General features: G+C 55.9%; 14 protein-coding genes. 10 read left to right on the top strand and 4 right to left on the bottom strand.

Annotation, left to right across the window (positions count from 1 at the left end; all coding sequences use genetic code 11):
• Positions 1-83 precede the first annotated feature (83 nt).
• The gene (locus tag M987_RS20645; RefSeq protein WP_014071007.1) at positions 84-638 is read right to left on the bottom strand and encodes a GNAT family N-acetyltransferase; all 555 of its coding nucleotides are present in this window, start codon (positions 636-638) and stop codon (positions 84-86) included.
• A gap of 112 nt (positions 639-750) precedes the next feature.
• Entirely contained in the window at positions 751-2499 is a 1749-nt protein-coding gene (gene dld / locus M987_RS20640; protein WP_014071006.1) for a D-lactate dehydrogenase, read from the bottom strand.
• Between the two features lie 189 nt (positions 2500-2688).
• Here dld and bglX point away from each other — a divergent pair, with 189 nt between their 5' ends.
• From bglX to M987_RS20600, 8 genes are all read left to right on the top strand, one after another.
• On the top strand, positions 2689-4986 hold the full coding sequence (gene bglX, locus M987_RS20635) for a beta-glucosidase BglX (RefSeq protein ID WP_014071005.1): 2298 nt from the start codon (positions 2689-2691) through the stop codon (positions 4984-4986).
• A gap of 354 nt (positions 4987-5340) precedes the next feature.
• Positions 5341-6666, top strand: a complete 1326-nt coding sequence (locus M987_RS20630) for a glycoside hydrolase family 28 protein (RefSeq protein WP_014071004.1) — start codon at positions 5341-5343, stop codon at positions 6664-6666.
• Positions 6667-6689: 23 nt separating this feature from the next.
• Entirely contained in the window at positions 6690-8249 is a 1560-nt protein-coding gene (locus M987_RS20625) for an MFS transporter (protein WP_014071003.1), read from the top strand.
• Positions 8250-8300: 51 nt separating this feature from the next.
• Complete coding sequence (locus M987_RS20620) at positions 8301-9536, top strand: MFS transporter (protein ID WP_041162093.1); 1236 nt, start codon at positions 8301-8303, stop codon at positions 9534-9536.
• 70 nt (positions 9537-9606) lie between these two features.
• Complete coding sequence (gene osmF, locus M987_RS20615) at positions 9607-10524, top strand: glycine betaine ABC transporter substrate-binding protein OsmF (protein ID WP_014071001.1); 918 nt, start codon at positions 9607-9609, stop codon at positions 10522-10524.
• Between the two features lie 12 nt (positions 10525-10536).
• Entirely contained in the window at positions 10537-11694 is a 1158-nt protein-coding gene (locus tag M987_RS20610; protein ID WP_014071000.1) for an ABC transporter permease, read from the top strand.
• Positions 11687-12637 (top strand): ABC transporter ATP-binding protein, encoded by a 951-nt coding sequence (locus tag M987_RS20605; protein ID WP_014070999.1) that lies wholly within the window; start codon positions 11687-11689, stop codon positions 12635-12637. Before M987_RS20610 ends, M987_RS20605 begins: the two co-directional genes overlap by 8 nt.
• Positions 12621-13358: an ABC transporter permease gene (locus tag M987_RS20600; protein WP_014070998.1), complete on the top strand. Its 738-nt coding sequence runs from the start codon at positions 12621-12623 to the stop codon at positions 13356-13358. Before M987_RS20605 ends, M987_RS20600 begins: the two co-directional genes overlap by 17 nt.
• Here M987_RS20600 and M987_RS24225 read toward each other — a convergent pair.
• Positions 13333-13446, bottom strand: a complete 114-nt coding sequence (locus M987_RS24225; RefSeq protein WP_010433613.1) for a protein YohO — start codon at positions 13444-13446, stop codon at positions 13333-13335. The two genes, M987_RS20600 and M987_RS24225, sit on opposite strands and share 26 nt — an antisense overlap.
• Positions 13447-13516: 70 nt before the next feature.
• Positions 13517-14257 carry an HTH-type transcriptional regulator MlrA gene (gene mlrA, locus M987_RS20595; protein WP_041162256.1) on the bottom strand — a complete coding sequence of 247 codons (741 nt, stop codon included), beginning with the start codon at positions 14255-14257 and terminating at the stop codon, positions 13517-13519.
• Between the two features lie 218 nt (positions 14258-14475).
• Here mlrA and M987_RS20590 point away from each other — a divergent pair, with 218 nt between their 5' ends.
• Positions 14476-16161: a sensor histidine kinase gene (locus tag M987_RS20590; RefSeq protein ID WP_014070996.1), complete on the top strand. Its 1686-nt coding sequence runs from the start codon at positions 14476-14478 to the stop codon at positions 16159-16161.
• Positions 16155-16874 (top strand): two-component system response regulator BtsR, encoded by a 720-nt coding sequence (gene btsR, locus M987_RS20585; protein ID WP_014070995.1) that lies wholly within the window; start codon positions 16155-16157, stop codon positions 16872-16874. Before M987_RS20590 ends, btsR begins: the two co-directional genes overlap by 7 nt.
• Positions 16875-16893: the final 19 nt, after the last annotated feature.

Raw genomic sequence — 16893 nt, 5'->3', positions numbered from 1 at the left:
TGCTGAAAAAAGACAAAAATTACTGGGGAACCCTCAGCCCCGTGGGAGAGGGCCGGGGTGAGGGCATCAGACCGCACAGCGCCTTATTCTGGCAGCGTCCAGTCACCATCGTTCAGTGACCGCTGCATAATAATCGTATCCCGCCAGTTGCCTTTTTTATAACCCACGCTGCGCAACTGCCCGACCACTTCGAAGCCATGCTTTTTATGCAATCGCAACGAGCCAGGGTTGTTATTTCCGTCGCCGACAACGGCGATCATTTGCCGCCATGGTCCCTCTTCACAACGCGCAATCAGAGCGTCCATCAGTGCCGTGCCAAAACCGCGACCTGTGGTGCTTGCATCCACATAGATAGATTCTTCAAGGGTATACCGATAGGCCTGACGTGGACGATAAGGGGTGGCATAGCAATAACCCACCACAATGCCGCGATACAGCGCTACCAGCCACGGCAGACCGCTATCAGCAACACTTTTCATTCGCTGGCGCATTTCGTCAATCGCAGGGGGGACTTCCTCGAACGACGCGCGTCCGTGGAGTACATGCCAGGCATAAATTGCTGAGATAGCGTGCACATCGTCGGGTAGGGCATCGCGCACTTCAACTTCGGTTTCGGATAAAATATCGACGGCCGACATGATGTGCTTGCTCCTCGTCATAAAAAGCCGGAGAAACGTTTCTCCGGCGTCGGTCGTTTACTCTAGTACGATTGAGGAACGCTTAACAATCTCTTAAAAATGGCTGCACACATTAATCAATGTTTTGTATATCAGGATCCACGGTTTCAGCCTGCTCTTTCCAGTGTTTATGCCGCGTGGTTTTCCCAATCCCGGGATTCATACTGTTTGTTGGGTCATTCTCGCGATAAAAACGCGTTAACGTTTCTGGTGCTTTATACAGGTGTCCGACGTTATGTTCGGCAGGGTATTGCGCGCCACGCTCATGCAGCAGGGTGAGCATTTGCTCCTTCAGCGTATGTGCATCCACCCCTTTTTTGACGATGTAATCCTGATGGAAGACATAACACATAAAGTGGCCGTAATAGAGCTTATGCACCAGCTTGCTGTCAATTTCCGGCGGCAGATGCTCATACCATTCGGTGTCATTACGGCGCAGTGCAATATCCAGCGCAAGAATATCTTCCACCTCGTCCGCGTGAACGGCCTGATAACGAATTGCCGCACCTGCGGCGGCAAAACGGTGCAGGAAAGCTTTGCTGCCTTCTTCTGGTGTACAGGCAAAGAAATCGCCTTCGGCAGTTTTGAAGAATTCCGTCAGCCAGGTTTGTGCCTCTTCTATGCCATCCCCGGCCATTTTCAGCAGCAGATGGTGTTCGTACTTATCGCGCCAGGTTTTCATCCGCTCCGGTAAATGCGCCGGGAAAACGTTGCCCAGTTTCTGCATAAAACGGTCGGTGAAGTGGGGCTTGAACAGCGACACTTTATCGAGCATCGCGTCGGTGCGGCCCTTCATGGTGAAGAAGAATGGCATTTTATCGGTGCCGAGCTTGTCGATCATCAGGAAGGTGTCTTTCCCGTAACGCTCGGCGATGTCGTAAATATCCCGGTGCATATATTCGCCCGCCACCGGCAGGTGAGTAAATTCCCCCAGGATATGACGACGAATTTCGGTCAGCACGTCCGGTTGATTGGTACCGATATAAAACACCTGCTGTTTTTTCTCTGCTGGGAAGGTGTCCAGACGCACCGCAAACACCGCCAGTTTGCCCGCACAGCCGGAAGATTCAAACAGCCTGTCCGGGTCAGCGTTGTACCGCGCTGGCGTGTCGGCGTCGATATCGCGTACGCGCGTTACGTAGTCATGATCGTGTGCATGGCGGCCGTCGTGCTGAACGTCGGTGTCTTTTACGCGGTCATCATCGAGCTTGCTGAGGATCTGTTCCGGGGTCACACCCAGATCAATCCCGAGATGGTTAACCAGGGTCAGCTTGCCGTTTTCATCGATACGGGCGTACAGCGACATTTCGGTGTACGCGGGACCGCGCTGTACCAGCGAGCCGCCGGAGTTATTACAGATACCGCCAATAACCGAGGCACCAATACAAGAGGAACCAATCACCGAATGCGGTTCGCGTCCCAGCGGTTTCAGTGCTTTTTCCAGCGAATAGAGTGTGGTGCCCGGGAAGGCGAGGACCTGTTCGCCTTTGTCCAACAGGTGCAGTTTGTCGAGGCGCAGGGTGCTGATGATCACGATGTCGCGATCGTAATCGTTGCCGTTTGGCGTAGAGCCTTCGGTCAGACCGGTGTTGGCCGCCTGCATCAGTATAATCTTGTCGGCATCCACGCAGACGCTTAGCACACGCCACAGTTCCAGCAGCGTGCCGGGGAACACAACTGCCAGCGCATCGCCCTGACCGGAACGAAATCCCTTGCGGTAGCGGGCCGTTTTGGCCGGGTCGGTGAGCAGGTGAGAGTGACCAACCAGGCGCGACAGTTCGTTAATAAAAGTATTGTTATCGTAGGTTCGAACAGAAGACATCTTCCACTCCTTGTGGTGGGGCAAATTTCTCGCTGTAAAGCATAGCGCGATAAACTGTTAAGGGGTCGAGTATTCATGAGAAAAATCAGAGAATAACCCTGCAAGGTTCAGAGGGTTTGTGGCAAACTGCGCTTTTCGCACGGTTTGGCCGAGATCTTCCGGCGGTTATTGATGAGAGAGTAAAACAACATGAAATGGCTTTGTTCTGTAGGGGTCGCCGTCAGCCTGGCGTTACAACCTGCACTGGCAGATGATTTGTTTGGCAATCACCCGCTAACGCCGGAAGCTCGTGATGCATTTGTCACTGAATTGCTCAAGAAGATGACGGTCGATGAAAAAATCGGTCAGCTTCGTCTTATCAGCGTCGGCCCGGATAACCCGAAAGAGGCCATCCGCGAAATGATTAAAGATAGCCAGGTCGGGGCGATCTTTAACACCGTCACTCGCCAGGATATCCGCAAAATGCAGGATCAGGTGATGGAACTCAGCCGCCTGAAAATTCCTCTGTTCTTCGCCTATGACGTGCTGCACGGCCAGCGTACCGTCTTCCCGATTAGCCTGGGCTTAGCCTCTTCCTTTAACCTCGACGCGGTCAACACCGTCGGGCGCATTTCTGCTTATGAAGCGGCGGACGACGGCCTGAACATGACCTGGGCGCCGATGGTGGATGTTTCGCGCGATCCGCGCTGGGGCCGTGCCTCTGAAGGATTTGGTGAAGATACTTATCTGACCTCGACGATGGGTAAAACCATGGTTGAAGCGATGCAGGGCAAGAGTCCGGCGGATCGCTATTCGGTCATGACCAGCGTCAAACACTTCGCGGCTTACGGTGCTGTTGAAGGCGGGAAAGAGTACAACACCGTCGACATGAGCTCGCAACGCCTGTTCAACGACTATATGCCGCCGTACAAAGCGGGCCTGGATGCAGGCAGCGGTGCGGTGATGGTGGCGCTGAACTCGCTCAACGGCACGCCTGCTACCTCTGATGCCTGGCTGCTCAAAGACGTGCTGCGCGACCAGTGGGGCTTTAAGGGCATCACGGTGTCTGACCACGGCGCGATTAAAGAACTTATCAAACACGGTACGGCATCCGACCCTGAGGATGCCGTGCGTGTGGCGCTCAAATCTGGCATCAACATGAGTATGAGCGACGAGTACTACAGCAAATACCTGCCGGGGCTGGTGAAGAGCGGCAAAGTGACGATGGCAGAGCTGGACGACGCCACCCGCCACGTGCTGAACGTGAAATATGACATGGGGCTGTTTAACGATCCGTACAGCCACCTGGGGCCGAAAGATTCCGACCCGGTGGATACCAACGCTGAAAGCCGCCTGCACCGCAAAGAAGCGCGTGACGTGGCGCGCGAAAGCCTGGTGTTGCTGAAAAACCGTCTGGAAACGCTGCCGCTGAAAAAGTCCGGCACAATTGCCGTGGTTGGCCCGCTGGCCGACAGCAAGCGTGATGTGATGGGCAGTTGGTCTGCGGCCGGTGTGGCCGATCAGTCCATCACCGTTCTGACCGGCATTAAAAACGCCATCGGTGACAACGGTAAAGTGGTGTACGCCAAAGGGGCGAACGTCACTAACGATAAAGATATCGTCACCTTCCTGAATCAGTACGAAGAGGCGGTGAAAGTTGATCCTCGCTCGCCGAAAGAGATGATTGACGAAGCCGTGGCCGCTGCGAAGCAGTCCGACGTGGTGGTTGCCGTTGTTGGTGAAGCACAGGGGATGGCACATGAAGCGTCCAGCCGCACCGACATCACCATTCCGCAAAGTCAGCGTGACCTGATTGCGGCGCTGAAAGCCACCGGTAAACCGTTGGTGCTGGTGCTGATGAACGGTCGTCCGCTGGTGCTGGTGAAAGAAGATCAGCAGGCCGACGCCATTCTGGAAACCTGGTTTGCCGGTACCGAAGGCGGTAACGCCATTGCCGACGTGCTGTTTGGCGATTACAACCCGTCAGGCAAGCTGCCGATGTCCTTCCCGCGCTCGGTTGGGCAGATCCCGGTTTACTACAGCCACCTGAACACCGGTCGTCCGTATAACGCCGACAAGCCGAACAAGTACACCTCGCGCTACTTCGACGAAGCCAACGGCCCGTTGTATCCGTTTGGTTATGGCCTGAGCTACACCACCTTCAAGGTTTCTGACGTGAAAATGTCTGCGCCAACACTGAAGCGTGACGGCAAAGTGACCGCCAGCGTGGAGGTGACCAACACCGGCAAACGTGAAGGGGCCACGGTTATCCAGATGTATATTCAGGATGTCACCGCCTCCATGAGCCGTCCGGTGAAACAGCTGCGCGGCTTTGATAAGGTGAACCTGAAACCGGGTGAGACCAAAACCGTCAGTTTCCCGATTGATGTGGATGCACTGAAGTTCTGGAACCAGCAGATGAAATACGATGCTGAGCCGGGCAAATTCAATGTGTTTATCGGGGTGGATTCTGCTCGCGTGAATAAAGGCGAGTTTGAATTGCAGTAAATTTTCCCACCGCTCTCTCCTTTGGGGGGAGCGGATATCCACCTGCCTCTGGCAACCCCCACCATCCTCTCATTCCTGCTGTTCCGTGACCCACAACACAACTTTTCTGACTTCTTGCGACAAAAAACCTCAAACCCCGCTTTTTTTCCCTCTCTGCGCCCCAGAAATGTGAAGGTTTTCACACTTCTTTTTTGCGCTACGGGCGAAAACGTGAACAACGTCAAAAGTGCCGGTAACGCCGCCACACTGGCGTGATGACCTTCACTGTTCATATAAATTCCCGCTGATTACGCCGGGAGCGTGCGCCGAAATCCCCGTTTAATGCCTGTTAAAACAACGCTGACAGGTAACGACATGAATATCACATTAGAAAACGTCGAACTGGATCGTACCGGGGCATCGCCCGTGACGGCGACCCTACAGGGGTTACTCGACGAGCTGGCGATGTCCGGGGGCGGCACGCTGGTGGTCACGCCAGGCCTCTATCTGACCGGAACCCTGGTATTGTCCTCACACATCACGCTACATCTGGAAGCAGGCGCGCGGCTGCTTGCCAGCCATCGCGAAGAGGATTACCAGGCGGCGGTGACGCAAAGCATGGCGGAGCTTTCCCACATGGCGCTGATATACGCCCGTGATGCGCGCGGCGTGACACTGAGCGGGGCTGGCTGTATTGACGGGAACGCGACCGCCTGGTTTGAACCACAAGCGGATGCTCAGGGGTATCGCCAGCCGAAAACCCGCCGTCCTCGTCTGGTGGTGTTCGAAAGCTGTGAACAGGTGCGTATCAGCAATATCACCCTGTATGACTCACCTATGTGGACCGCCCATCTGGTGAGCTGCAACCACGTCTTCATCCGTAATCTCACTATCGATAACGACCTGGCGCTCTCCAACACCGACGCGCTGGATATCGACAGCTGCCAGCATGTACATATCAGTGACAGCTACTTCAGCGCTGCTGATGACGGCATCTGCCTGAAAACTACCGCCAAAGCACCTGAACTTCAGCAGCCGGTTTATAACGTCACGGTGAATAACTGCATTATTCGCTCTAAAAGTTGCGCGATTAAAGTCGGGACTGAAACCCACGCCGATATCCGCAATATCGCCGTCAACAACTGCGTGATTTTTGAATCCAATCGCGGCATCGGCCTGGTGTCCCGCGATGGCGGCGCGTTCAGCCAGATGGTCTTTAGCAATATCCTGTTTGACTGCCGCCACGGCGATCCCTGTCACTGGGGGAAAGCCGATCCGGTCTTTGTCTCCCTGCGCTACCGCGCGCCGGATGTCCGGCCCGGCAATATCAGTCAAATCACCTTCTCCGGCCTCAATGGCGTGGGCGAGGGCGCTATCAATCTTCACAGCGAAATACCCGATGCCATTTCCGGTATCACCTTCAGTGGAGTGACCTTCAACCAAATTTGTGGGCCATCAGACGAGCAGGGCTGCTACGACGTGCGCCCACCGTGCAACCCGGAACGCCCCACCGGAATGGGGCTGGATAACGCCTATAAGGTGAACCCCGATACCGGCCGCGCCCACGGTGTAGAGCGCTATCCGCAAGGGCTTCCTGCGATTTTCGCCAGCGGCGTCAGCCAGCTGCAATTAAGTGATTTACACATAACGCGTCCTTCACCGCTGCCTGAGGGTTGGGATGCTGAGGAAATCCGGGTTTAACACGGTAAATTCAGGGGACAAAAATGATAAAAAAAATACGTGAAATAAAGCTGCGTAACTATGTCTGTTACGGGCTGGCGGATGTGATTGGTTCTGGGGCCTTTACGCTTGTCAGCGCCTGGCTTTTGTTCTTCCTGACCACATTTTGTGGCCTGACGCCTATCCAGGCGGGGTCGCTGTTTGCAGTGGCAAGGATTGTCGATGTGATTATGTGCCCGGTTATCGGTTACGTTTCCGATAACTTCCATAAAACCCGCCTCGGACGTCGGTTCGGCCGCCGCCGTTTCTTCCTGCTGGCCAGTATTCCGCTGGTGTCGGTCTACAGCCTGCTGTGGGTTGAAGGGTTCAACTACTGGATGTATCTGCTGTTCTATATCCTCTTTGAAATCGTCTACACCATGATAATTATCCCGTACGACACCCTGTCGGCGGAGATGACCTCTGATTTCAAAAAACGCTCAAAACTGACCAGCGCCCGCATGTACATTGCCCAGTTGGCCGGGTTTGCTGCGGCATTCCTGCCAGGGCGGCTGGTGGGTTACTTCGGCCAGGACTCTTCGGATTCCTTCTTCTACACCGGGGCCATTTTCACCGTGTCGTTCATGATAGTGCTGTTCTTTGTCTATTTCGGCACCTGGGAGCGCTCGCTGGAAGAGATTCAGCAAAACGAGCACCACGCGGAAGATGAGGAAAAAGAGCCGTTTGGGACCCGCATTTTCCATATCTACTATGATTTTGTCTCAACGCTTAAGATAAAGACCTTCCGTTCGCACCTGGGTATGTACCTTGGCGGCTCCGTCGCGCAGGACATCTTCAACTCGGTGTTTACCTATTTTGTGGTCTTCGCGATGATGACCTCATCCGTGATGGCCTCTAACCTGCTGGGGGTGATCAACGGCCTGCAATTCTTTGGCGTTGGTATCGCCACCTGGTTGACGCTGCGCTTCTCGCCTTCCCGGGCTTTCGCCACTCAGGCCACCATGGCGCTGGTCGCTTTTGCCCTGTTTGTTTCGGCGTACCTCAGCGGCGTGGGGGGAATGACCATTCTGTATGCGGGCGCTGCGGTTGCTGGTCTGGCGCGCGGGGGGATTTATGCCATTCCGTGGAACAACTACACCTTTGTGGCCGATGTGGATGAGATCCTCACCGGGAATCGTCGCGAAGGGATCTTTGCCGGGTTTATGAGCCTGCTGCGCAAAGCGTCTCAGGCGCTCTCTATCTTCCTGGTCGGGGTGGCGTTGCAGATGTCAGGCTTCGTCTCCGGGCAGAGCTCTCAGCCGCAGTCAGCGATCAGCATGATTATGATTATCATGATTGCTCTGCCGGTCGTCCTCACCCTGTGGGGGATTTGGTCTGCTTTCCAGTTCAGGGTGAACAGCCGCACGCACGCCATTCTGAATGAAGAAGTCGCGCGTCTGAAACAGGGCGGCAGCAAGGCCACCGTGAGCGCAGAAAACCGGGCGGTGATCGAAAGCCTGACCGGGATGCCATACGAACATTGCTGGGGTGAAAACACCGTCGGTTACCTCAATCGCAAGCGGATGCTTGCCCGCAAACTGGCCGGGCAACTGGAAAACGCCTGACTTCCTGATTTGGCCGGGCCTGCGCGCCCGGCCTGCTTAAGATGAACTGACATGACAGAACACAGTATGATTATCCAGCAGGGGATTTGGGCCCGGTTAGGGCTGCCCCGTGAGTTGTGCTGGGGATTTTTTGGTATTTTCCTGTTTATTACCGGGGCAACTATCGAACAAAGCTGGCTCGCCTCGTTGCTACAACACCGTGGTTTTGATGCGGTGCATATCAGCCTGCTTTCATCGGTCTTTGGCCTGTGTGTGGCACTGGTGTCGTGGTTCTCCGGCATTGGCGCGGGCGTGCTCGGGCTGCGTCGTCTGATGTGGGCCGCTACACTTATCTATTTTATTGGCTCTATTCCGTTTATCGGCTGGGCGCTGCCACAGGGGAATTACCCGCTGATGGTGGCGAGCTACGCCCTGCGCGGCGTGGCGTATCCTCTGTTTGCCTACTCGTTTCTGGTATGGGTCAACCAGCGCTGCGAGCCGGGTATTCTTGGCCGCGCGGTCTCCTGGTTCTGGATTGCCTTCGGCGTCGGGATGACCATTGTCGGGCCGTGGTATTCCGGCGTGATGTTGCCTGTGATTGGCGAAACCGCCACGCTGCTTAGCGGCTTTGTATTTGTGGTGCTGGGAGCGTTTTGCGCGCTGGTGCTCAACCGCGACCGCCCGCAGTGGCAACGCGATGGCAGGCTTGGCGCGGCGCTGGCGGAAGGATTACTGGTGCTGGTACGCGAGCCCAAAATGCGCCTTGCGGTTATCGTCAAAACCATCAATGACATTGGCAAGTTTTCGCTGGTGATCCTGATGCCGGTCTACCTGCCACGCTTTGGTTTCAGCATCGCCCAGTGGCTGGCCATCTGGGGGCTGGTGAACGTGGTCAATATCTTCGCCAACTACTTTTTCGGCTGGCTTGGGGACACTATCGGCTGGCGCAAGACGGTTGTCTGGTTCTCCGGCACGCTGTGTGGGCTGGCGATGCTTGCCGTCTGTTACGCGCCGGTGTGGTTTGGCAACAGTGAAACGGCCCTGTTTATGGCGCTGGTGTTATATGCCATTGGCCTTGGGGCGTTTGGCCCACTGAGCGCGCTGATCCCTTCTCTGTTACCCCAAAACAAAGGAGCGGCCGTCTCCTGCCTGAATCTGGGCTCCGGGTTAAGCAACTTTGTCGGGCCGCTGATTGTCACGCTCTGCGTTGTCCCGCTTGGTGTGGAGGGCACGTTATGGGTGATCGCCATTCTCTATTTTGCCGCCAGCCTGCTGAGCGTGCCGCTGACCTTACCGGAAGAAGGCTGAATTCTGGTTTTTAGACTACGCTTTTCTCTCAAGCCTATGAAAAAGGCGGCAAAATAATGAGGAAAGCCCAATGACGATTGCAAAGGGGATCACAGGCTCAGCGGTACTTCTGGCGGCGCTGAGCCTGCCGCTACAGGCGGCAGAGCCGGTGAAAGTCGGCTCTAAGATTGATACCGAAGGTGCGCTGCTTGGCAATATCATCTTACAGGTACTGGAAAGTCACGGTGTTAAAACGGTCAATAAAGTACAGCTTGGCACAACGCCCGTTGTGCGTGGTGCGATTACCTCTGGCGAGCTGGATATCTACCCGGAATACACCGGTAACGGGGCCTTCTTCTTCAAAGATGAAAACGATCCTGCCTGGAAAAATGCCCAGGCTGGCTATGAGAAAGTCAAAAAGCTGGATGCGGATCAGAACAAACTGGTCTGGCTGACGCCATCGCCTGCCAACAACACCTGGACCATCGCCGTGCGCAAAGATCTTGCCGAAAAAGGCAAGTTGACGTCGCTGGACGACCTGAGTCGTTACCTGAAAGAGAAGGGCGACTTTAAGCTCGCCGCGTCCGCTGAGTTTATCGAGCGGCCAGACGCGCTTCCGGCGTTTGAAAAAGCCTATGACTTTAAGCTTGATCAGAGCCAGTTGCTCTCTCTGGCCGGGGGCGATACGGCGGTGACCATCAAAGCGGCAGCGCAGCAAACCTCTGGCGTGAATGCCGCCATGGCCTACGGGACCGATGGCCCGGTTGCGGCGCTTGGCCTGCAAACTCTGACCGATCCGAAAGGCGTTCAGCCGATTTATGCTCCGACGCCCGTGGTACGTGAAGCCACGCTGAAGGCATACCCGGAGATTGGCGCGTGGCTCAAACCGGTGTTTGAAAAACTGGATGAGAAAACGCTGCAACAGCTCAATGCCAGTATTGCCGTCGAGGGGCTGGATGCCAAAAAAGTGGCTGCCGACTTCCTGAAACAACAAGGGCTTGTGAAGTAACAGGACAGGGCTGTGCCGATAAAATGTCATAACCGCGTGCTGCTGATGCTGGCTTGTGTCGCCATCGCGGCCGTTGCGCTGCCGTTTGTGAATGTCGCGCCCAACCGCCTGGTGTCAGGTGAAGGGCGCGCGCTCTGGCAGGTCTGGTCATTTTCGCCGCTGCTGCTGGCAGGGGCAGTTTGCGCGATTATCGCGTTATCGTTCTGGCAAGGACGTGCAGCTCAGTGGCTGACGCTTATCCTCTGCGAAGCGCTGTTTATTGTGTTGTTCTGGGGCGCTGGCCTTGCAGCAACGCTGATGGTTTCTGCCGAAAGCCCGCTGGCGCGAACCTCCGTAGGGAGCGGCCTGTGGCTGTGGCTTGCGCTCTGTCTGCTGGCCAGCAGTGATGCCATTCGTCGTCTTACGCCGCACGCCGTCTGGCGCTGGGGGCTTAATGCACAGATCTGGTTTATCCCACTATTACTGCTGTTCAGCGGTGCGCTGAACAATCTCTCATTGTTAAAAGAGTATGCCAACCGCCAGGACATCTTTGATGATGCCCTGGCGCAGCATCTGACAATCCTGTTCGGGACGCTGTTCCCGGCGTTGCTGCTGGGGTTGCCGTTGGGGATGTGGTGTTATCGTCATCCTGCGCGCCAGGGTGCGGTCTTTGCGCTGCTGAACGTCATCCAGACCATTCCGTCGGTGGCGCTGTTTGGCCTGCTGATCGCACCGCTGGCAGGGCTGGTCAAATCAATCCCGTTGCTAGCTTCACTCGGCATCGCCGGTACGGGATTAACCCCGGCACTGATTGCGCTGGTGCTGTATGCGCTCTTGCCGCTGGTTCGCGGTGTGGTGGCGGGGCTAAGCCAGGTTGCGCCGGATGTGCTGGAAAGCGCTCAGGCGATGGGGATGAGCGCGCGCCAGTGCTTCTGGAAGGTACAACTGCCCATCGCGCTCCCCTTGCTGTTGCGCAGCCTGCGGGTGGTGGCCGTGCAGACGGTAGGGATGGCGGTGATCGCGGCGTTGATTGGCGCAGGCGGGTTTGGTGCACTGGTATTCCAGGGATTGCTCAGCAGCGCACTGGATTTGGTGCTGCTGGGCGTTGTTCCGGCGATTGCTCTGGCGGTGGTGGTGGATGCACTGTTTGCCCTGTGGCTCGCGCTGCTCAGGGGGAGGGAGAATGATTGAATTTCACGATGTAAGTAAAACCTTTGCGGGGCGTCCGGCGGTAAGTCACCTGAATCTGCATTTTGAGGAGGGGGCATTTACCGTGCTGATAGGCACCTCGGGTTCGGGAAAATCCACCACGCTGAAGATGATCAACCGGCTGGTGGAACACGACAGCGGTTTGATCCGTTTTGCCGGTGAAGAGATCCGCAGCCTGCCGGTGCTCGAGCTTCGCAGACGAATGGGATATGCCATTCAGTCCATTGGCCTGTTTCCCCACTGGACGGTGGCGCAGAATATCGCCACCGTGCCGCAACTGGAGAAATGGTCGCGGCAAAAAATCAATGCGCGTGTGGATGAGTTGATGGCGCTTCTGGGGTTAGAGCCAGCCCTGCGCGAGCGTTATCCGCATCAGCTTTCCGGCGGACAGCAGCAGCGGGTTGGCGTGGCGCGGGCGCTGGCGGCCAATCCGCAGGTGCTGTTGATGGATGAACCCTTTGGTGCGCTGGATCCGGTGACGCGTAGCGCGTTGCAGGCGGAGATGACCCGTATTCACCGCATTCTGGGGCGTACGATAATCCTCGTGACCCACGATATCGACGAGGCGCTTCGGCTTGCCGACCGGCTGGTGCTGATGGACAGCGGCGAAGTCATTCAGCAGGGCACACCGCTTGAGATCCTCACGCGCCCGGCAAACGATTTTGTGCGTGAGTTTTTTGGCCGCGGCGAACTGGGCGTGCGCCTGCTTTCGCTGCGAACCGTCGGGGAGGCGATGCGTCGACAGGAGACGCAGACCGGTGGAGAACCCTTGCTGGAGCACATGAGCCTGCGCGATGCGTTATCGGCTTTTGTTGCCCGGCAGTGTGAAGTGCTGCCTGTGGCGGACGCGCAGGGCAAATCCTGCGGCACGCTCCATTTTCGCGATCTGCTGGAGGGGGAGGTGGCGCGTGAAGTGGATGCGTGATCCGCTTATCTGGCTGGTGCTGCTTTTTGTCGCACTGTTAATCCTGATGCCGCACAGCGCCGGGGTATTCAGCGCGCTCTTTCCCGGTCTACCGCGCCCGGTCTACCAGCAGGAAAGCTTTATTAATCTGACGCTGGCGCACTTCTGGCTGGTGGCAGTATCCAGTGTGCTGGCTATTGTGCTTGGTGTGGGAGCCGGGATTGTGGTCACACGTCCGTCTGGCCGGGAGTTTCGCCCGCTGGTTGAAACCATTGCCGCCATCGGCCAGACATTTCCGCCCGTGGCCGTGCTGGCAATCGCCGTTCCGGTGATAGGTTTTGGTCAGGAGCCTGCAATTATTGCCCTGATTTTGTATGGCGTGCTGCCCATTTTGCAGGGGACGCTTGCAGGGATTTCGGCCGTGCCCGCATCGGTGATGAGTGTGGCAGAAGGGATGGGAATGAGTGCCTGGCAGCGACTGCGCAACGTTGAACTGCCGTTGGCCGCGCCGGTCATTATTGCGGGGATCCGCACATCCGTGATTATCAATATCGGCACCGCGACCATTGCCTCCACGGTGGGGGCAAATACCCTGGGCACGCCGATCATTATCGGCTTAAGCGGATTTAATACGGCCTATATTGTTCAGGGGGCAGTGCTGGTTGCGCTCGCGGCCATTGTGGTTGACCGCGGTTTCGAGCGCCTGGCGAGTTACCTCAGCCGACACCGCCGCGAACAATAAACGAGTAACCTGCCAGCATAACGCCGCCAATCCCGCTGACGGCCATCAGGACGAAAAGGGTGATCACGGCCAGTTTAGTTGCCTTCATAAATGTGCTCCTGTTGTTAACAGAGCAATTATACGGTGAAGCGCAGCTGTTAATGAACCATTAAATGCCGTTACGGCTCATTCGGACCGAGCGGATAAACCGGGTAGCCGTGCTCGCGCCACTCCGTCAGCAGCTGCTGCTGCGAGGCTGTCGGGACTTCACCACACCAGACCAGCAGTGTCTGCCCGTCAAAAAATTCGGGGCGAAACTGCGCCAGAGAATGTGCCAGCACATCCACGCGCCAGCCCTGCTGGGTGGCTATCCACGCTTCCAGCCACAGACGGGTGGTATCGTGCACATTCCAGCCAACGACCAGCGCATCTTTTCCGTTTTTGTTTCTTGCCGATGCCAGGCAAACGGAAATGTAATTGATCAGTACGCCATCGAGCATACTCAGCAGCGCCTGTAAGGTGGACTGCTGGCACTGAAGACGGCGGCGTAAGGGGATAAAAAGATGCGTAATCAGGGTTTGCGCAGGGTAGTCGCGCCCTTGCTCTTTAATCCACGCACGCAGGCGTTGCAGATTCCCCGCCTGCAACAGGCGCAGCAGGGTTTCTTGTTGTTCGCGCCAGATATGCTGTGTGTCAGGATCGTCCTGACTGAGCAGCGATTTCACTTTCCCAACCTGAACACCGTTGTCGATCCAGCTTTTGATCTCGCGGATCCGGTCGATATCCGCGTCATTAAACAGGCGGTGACCACCGTCTGTTCTCTGCGGTTTGAGTAATCCGTATCGTCGTTGCCAAGCCCGTAGGGTCACGGGATTGATATCACAAAGGAGTGCCACTTCACCTATTGTGTAAAGCGCCATATTCGCCCCCTGGCTTACGCGTCCCCAGCTTAACTGTAGACCCAGATTGGTGAACCAGGAAGTGTCGGTGAATTTTTGAACAAAAAATGCGAGGGATACGTTATGTTCAACAAAAGGTGTGATATCGAACACGAATTACACCTTTTTCGGTACGCTTCAAAGAAAGTTTAACCACATCAGTGTATGTTACGCGTTTTTAGAACGTGCGGTTTGCGAGTATGTACGAGTTTAACCTGGTGTTGCTGCTGCTTCAGCAGATGTGTGTTTTCCTGGTCATCGCCTGGTTGATGAGTAAAACGCGCCTGTTTATCCCGCTGATGCAGGTTACCGTACGTCTGCCGCACAAGCTTCTCTGCTACGTAACTTTTTCTATTTTCTGCATTATGGGGACTTACTTTGGTCTTCATATCGAAGATTCTATCGCCAATACGCGCGCCATCGGTGCGGTGATGGGCGGGCTGCTCGGGGGGCCTGTCGTTGGCGGCCTTGTCGGGTTAACGGGCGGTCTGCATCGTTATTCGATGGGCGGCATGACGGCGCGAAGCTGCATGATCTCGACGATCGTCGAAGGGTTGCTCGGTGGCCTGGTTCACAGCTACATGATCAAGCGCGGTCGCCCGGATAAAGTCTTTAGCCCAATTACCGCCGGCGCGATTACCTTCATCGCGGAAATGGCGCAGATGGCCATTATTCTGCTGATTGCCCGTCCGTTTGAAGATGCGCTGCATCTGGTGGGCAGTATTGCCGCCCCGATGATGGTAACCAATACCGTGGGCGCGGCGCTCTTTATGCGCATCCTGCTGGATAAGCGTGCGATGTTTGAAAAATACACCTCAGCGTTTTCCGCGACCGCCCTGAAGGTGGCCGCCTCTACGGAAGGTATTCTTCGCCAGGGGTTTAACGAAGAAAACAGCATGAAGGTGGCGCAGGTTCTCTATAAAGAGCTGGATATTGGCGCGGTGGCGATAACTGACCGTGAGCGGCTGCTGGCGTTTACCGGAACAGGGGACGATCACCACCTGCCAGGCAAACCGATTTCGTCCACCTATACGCTGCGCGCTATTGAAACCGGGGAAGTTGTGTATGCCGACGGTAACGAAGTGCCGTACCGCTGTTCGCTGCATCCGCACTGCAAACTCGGTTCTACTCTGGTGATCCCGCTGCGTGGGGAAAATCAGCATGTAATGGGAACCATCAAGCTGTACGAGGCGAAAAACCGGCTGTTCAGCTCGATCAACCGCACGCTGGGGGAGGGGATTGCACAGCTGCTTTCGGCGCAGATCCTGGCCGGGCAATATGAGCGACAAAAGGCGCTCTTAACTCAGTCGGAGATCAAACTTCTCCATGCGCAGGTGAACCCGCATTTCCTGTTTAACGCCCTGAATACGCTAAAAGCGGTGATTCGTCGTGACAGCGACCAGGCCGCGCAGCTGGTGCAGTATCTATCGACATTCTTCCGTAAGAACCTCAAGCGTCCTTCGGAAATTGTCACCCTGGCCGATGAAATTGAGCATGTGAACGCCTATCTGCAAATCGAGCAAGCGCGTTTTCAGTCGCGGCTGCACGTATCGTTATCCGTGCCGGACGAGCTGGCGTATCAGCATCTTCCGGCCTTTACCCTGCAACCTATCGTGGAAAATGCCATCAAGCACGGCACGTCACAGTTGCTGGGCATCGGGGAGATAAGCATAGCGGCGAGTCGTTTTAATCATCATCTGGTGCTGGATATTGAAGATAACGCCGGGCTCTATCAGCCAACTGCCTCTGGCGGGTTGGGAATGAGCCTGGTGGATAAACGTCTGCGCGCTCACTTCGGCGACGCGTGTGGCATTACCGTCGCCTGCGAGCCGGACCGATTTACCCGCATTACTTTACGATTACCGCTGGAGGAAAACGCATGTTGAAAGTGCTGATTGTTGATGATGAGCCGTTAGCACGGGAAAACCTGCGCATTCTGTTGCAGGAGCAAAGCGATATCGAGATCGTTGGCGAGTGTGCTAACGCCATTGAAGCGATTGGCGCCGTCCACAAACTGCGCCCGGACGTGCTGTTTCTGGATATCCAGATGCCACGTATCAGCGGGCTGGAGATGGTCGGGATGCTCGACCCGGAACACCGCCCGTATATTGTGTTTTTGACGGCGTTTGACGAATACGCCGTGAAAGCCTTTGAAGAACATGCCTTTGATTATCTGCTCAAACCGATAGAAGAGAAGCGACTGGAAAAGACGCTTACCCGCCTGCGCCAGGAGCGTACCGTGCAGGATGTGACTCTTTTACCGGAAAACCAGCAGCCGCTGAAGTTTATTCCTTGTACCGGGCACAGCCGAATTTATCTGCTGCAAATGGACGATGTGGCTTTTGTCAGTAGCCGCATGAGCGGCGTGTTTGTCACCAGCGCCGAAGGTAACGAAGGGTTTACCGAGCTGACCCTGCGCACGCTGGAAAGCCGCACGCCGTTGATTCGCTGTCATCGTCAGTATCTGGTGAACATGGCGCACCTGAAAGAGATCCGCCTGGAAGATAATGGCCAGGCAGAGCTGGTATTGCGCGCCGGGCAAACCGTGCCGGTGAGCCGTCGCTATCTGAAAAGTTTGAAAGAGGCGATTGGCCTGTAAAACTGGTACACTGCGCGCC

The sequence above is a fragment of the Enterobacter soli ATCC BAA-2102 genome (assembly GCF_001654845.1).
Classification (GTDB): Bacteria; Pseudomonadota; Gammaproteobacteria; order Enterobacterales; family Enterobacteriaceae; genus Enterobacter; species Enterobacter soli.
The sequence above is the reverse complement of the archived record's forward strand: the minus strand, read 5'-3'. Positions and strand labels throughout refer to the sequence as shown.

Bases quoted from the DNA above. Each gene is read 5' to 3' on its own strand.
- M987_RS20645 (WP_014071007.1), bottom strand. From the start codon at position 638: ATGTCGGCCGTCGATATTTTATCCGAAACCGAAGTTGAAGTGCGCGAT.
- dld (WP_014071006.1), bottom strand. From the start codon at position 2,499: ATGTCTTCTGTTCGAACCTACGATAACAATACTTTTATTAACGAACTG.
- bglX (WP_014071005.1), top strand. From the start codon at position 2,689: ATGAAATGGCTTTGTTCTGTAGGGGTCGCCGTCAGCCTGGCGTTACAA.
- M987_RS20630 (WP_014071004.1), top strand. From the start codon at position 5,341: ATGAATATCACATTAGAAAACGTCGAACTGGATCGTACCGGGGCATCG.
- M987_RS20625 (WP_014071003.1), top strand. From the start codon at position 6,690: ATGATAAAAAAAATACGTGAAATAAAGCTGCGTAACTATGTCTGTTAC.
- M987_RS20620 (WP_041162093.1), top strand. From the start codon at position 8,301: ATGACAGAACACAGTATGATTATCCAGCAGGGGATTTGGGCCCGGTTA.
- osmF (WP_014071001.1), top strand. From the start codon at position 9,607: ATGACGATTGCAAAGGGGATCACAGGCTCAGCGGTACTTCTGGCGGCG.
- M987_RS20605 (WP_014070999.1), top strand. From the start codon at position 11,687: ATGATTGAATTTCACGATGTAAGTAAAACCTTTGCGGGGCGTCCGGCG.
- M987_RS24225 (WP_010433613.1), bottom strand. From the start codon at position 13,446: ATGAAGGCAACTAAACTGGCCGTGATCACCCTTTTCGTCCTGATGGCC.
- mlrA (WP_041162256.1), bottom strand. From the start codon at position 14,257: ATGGCGCTTTACACAATAGGTGAAGTGGCACTCCTTTGTGATATCAAT.
- M987_RS20590 (WP_014070996.1), top strand. From the start codon at position 14,476: ATGTACGAGTTTAACCTGGTGTTGCTGCTGCTTCAGCAGATGTGTGTT.
- btsR (WP_014070995.1), top strand. From the start codon at position 16,155: ATGTTGAAAGTGCTGATTGTTGATGATGAGCCGTTAGCACGGGAAAAC.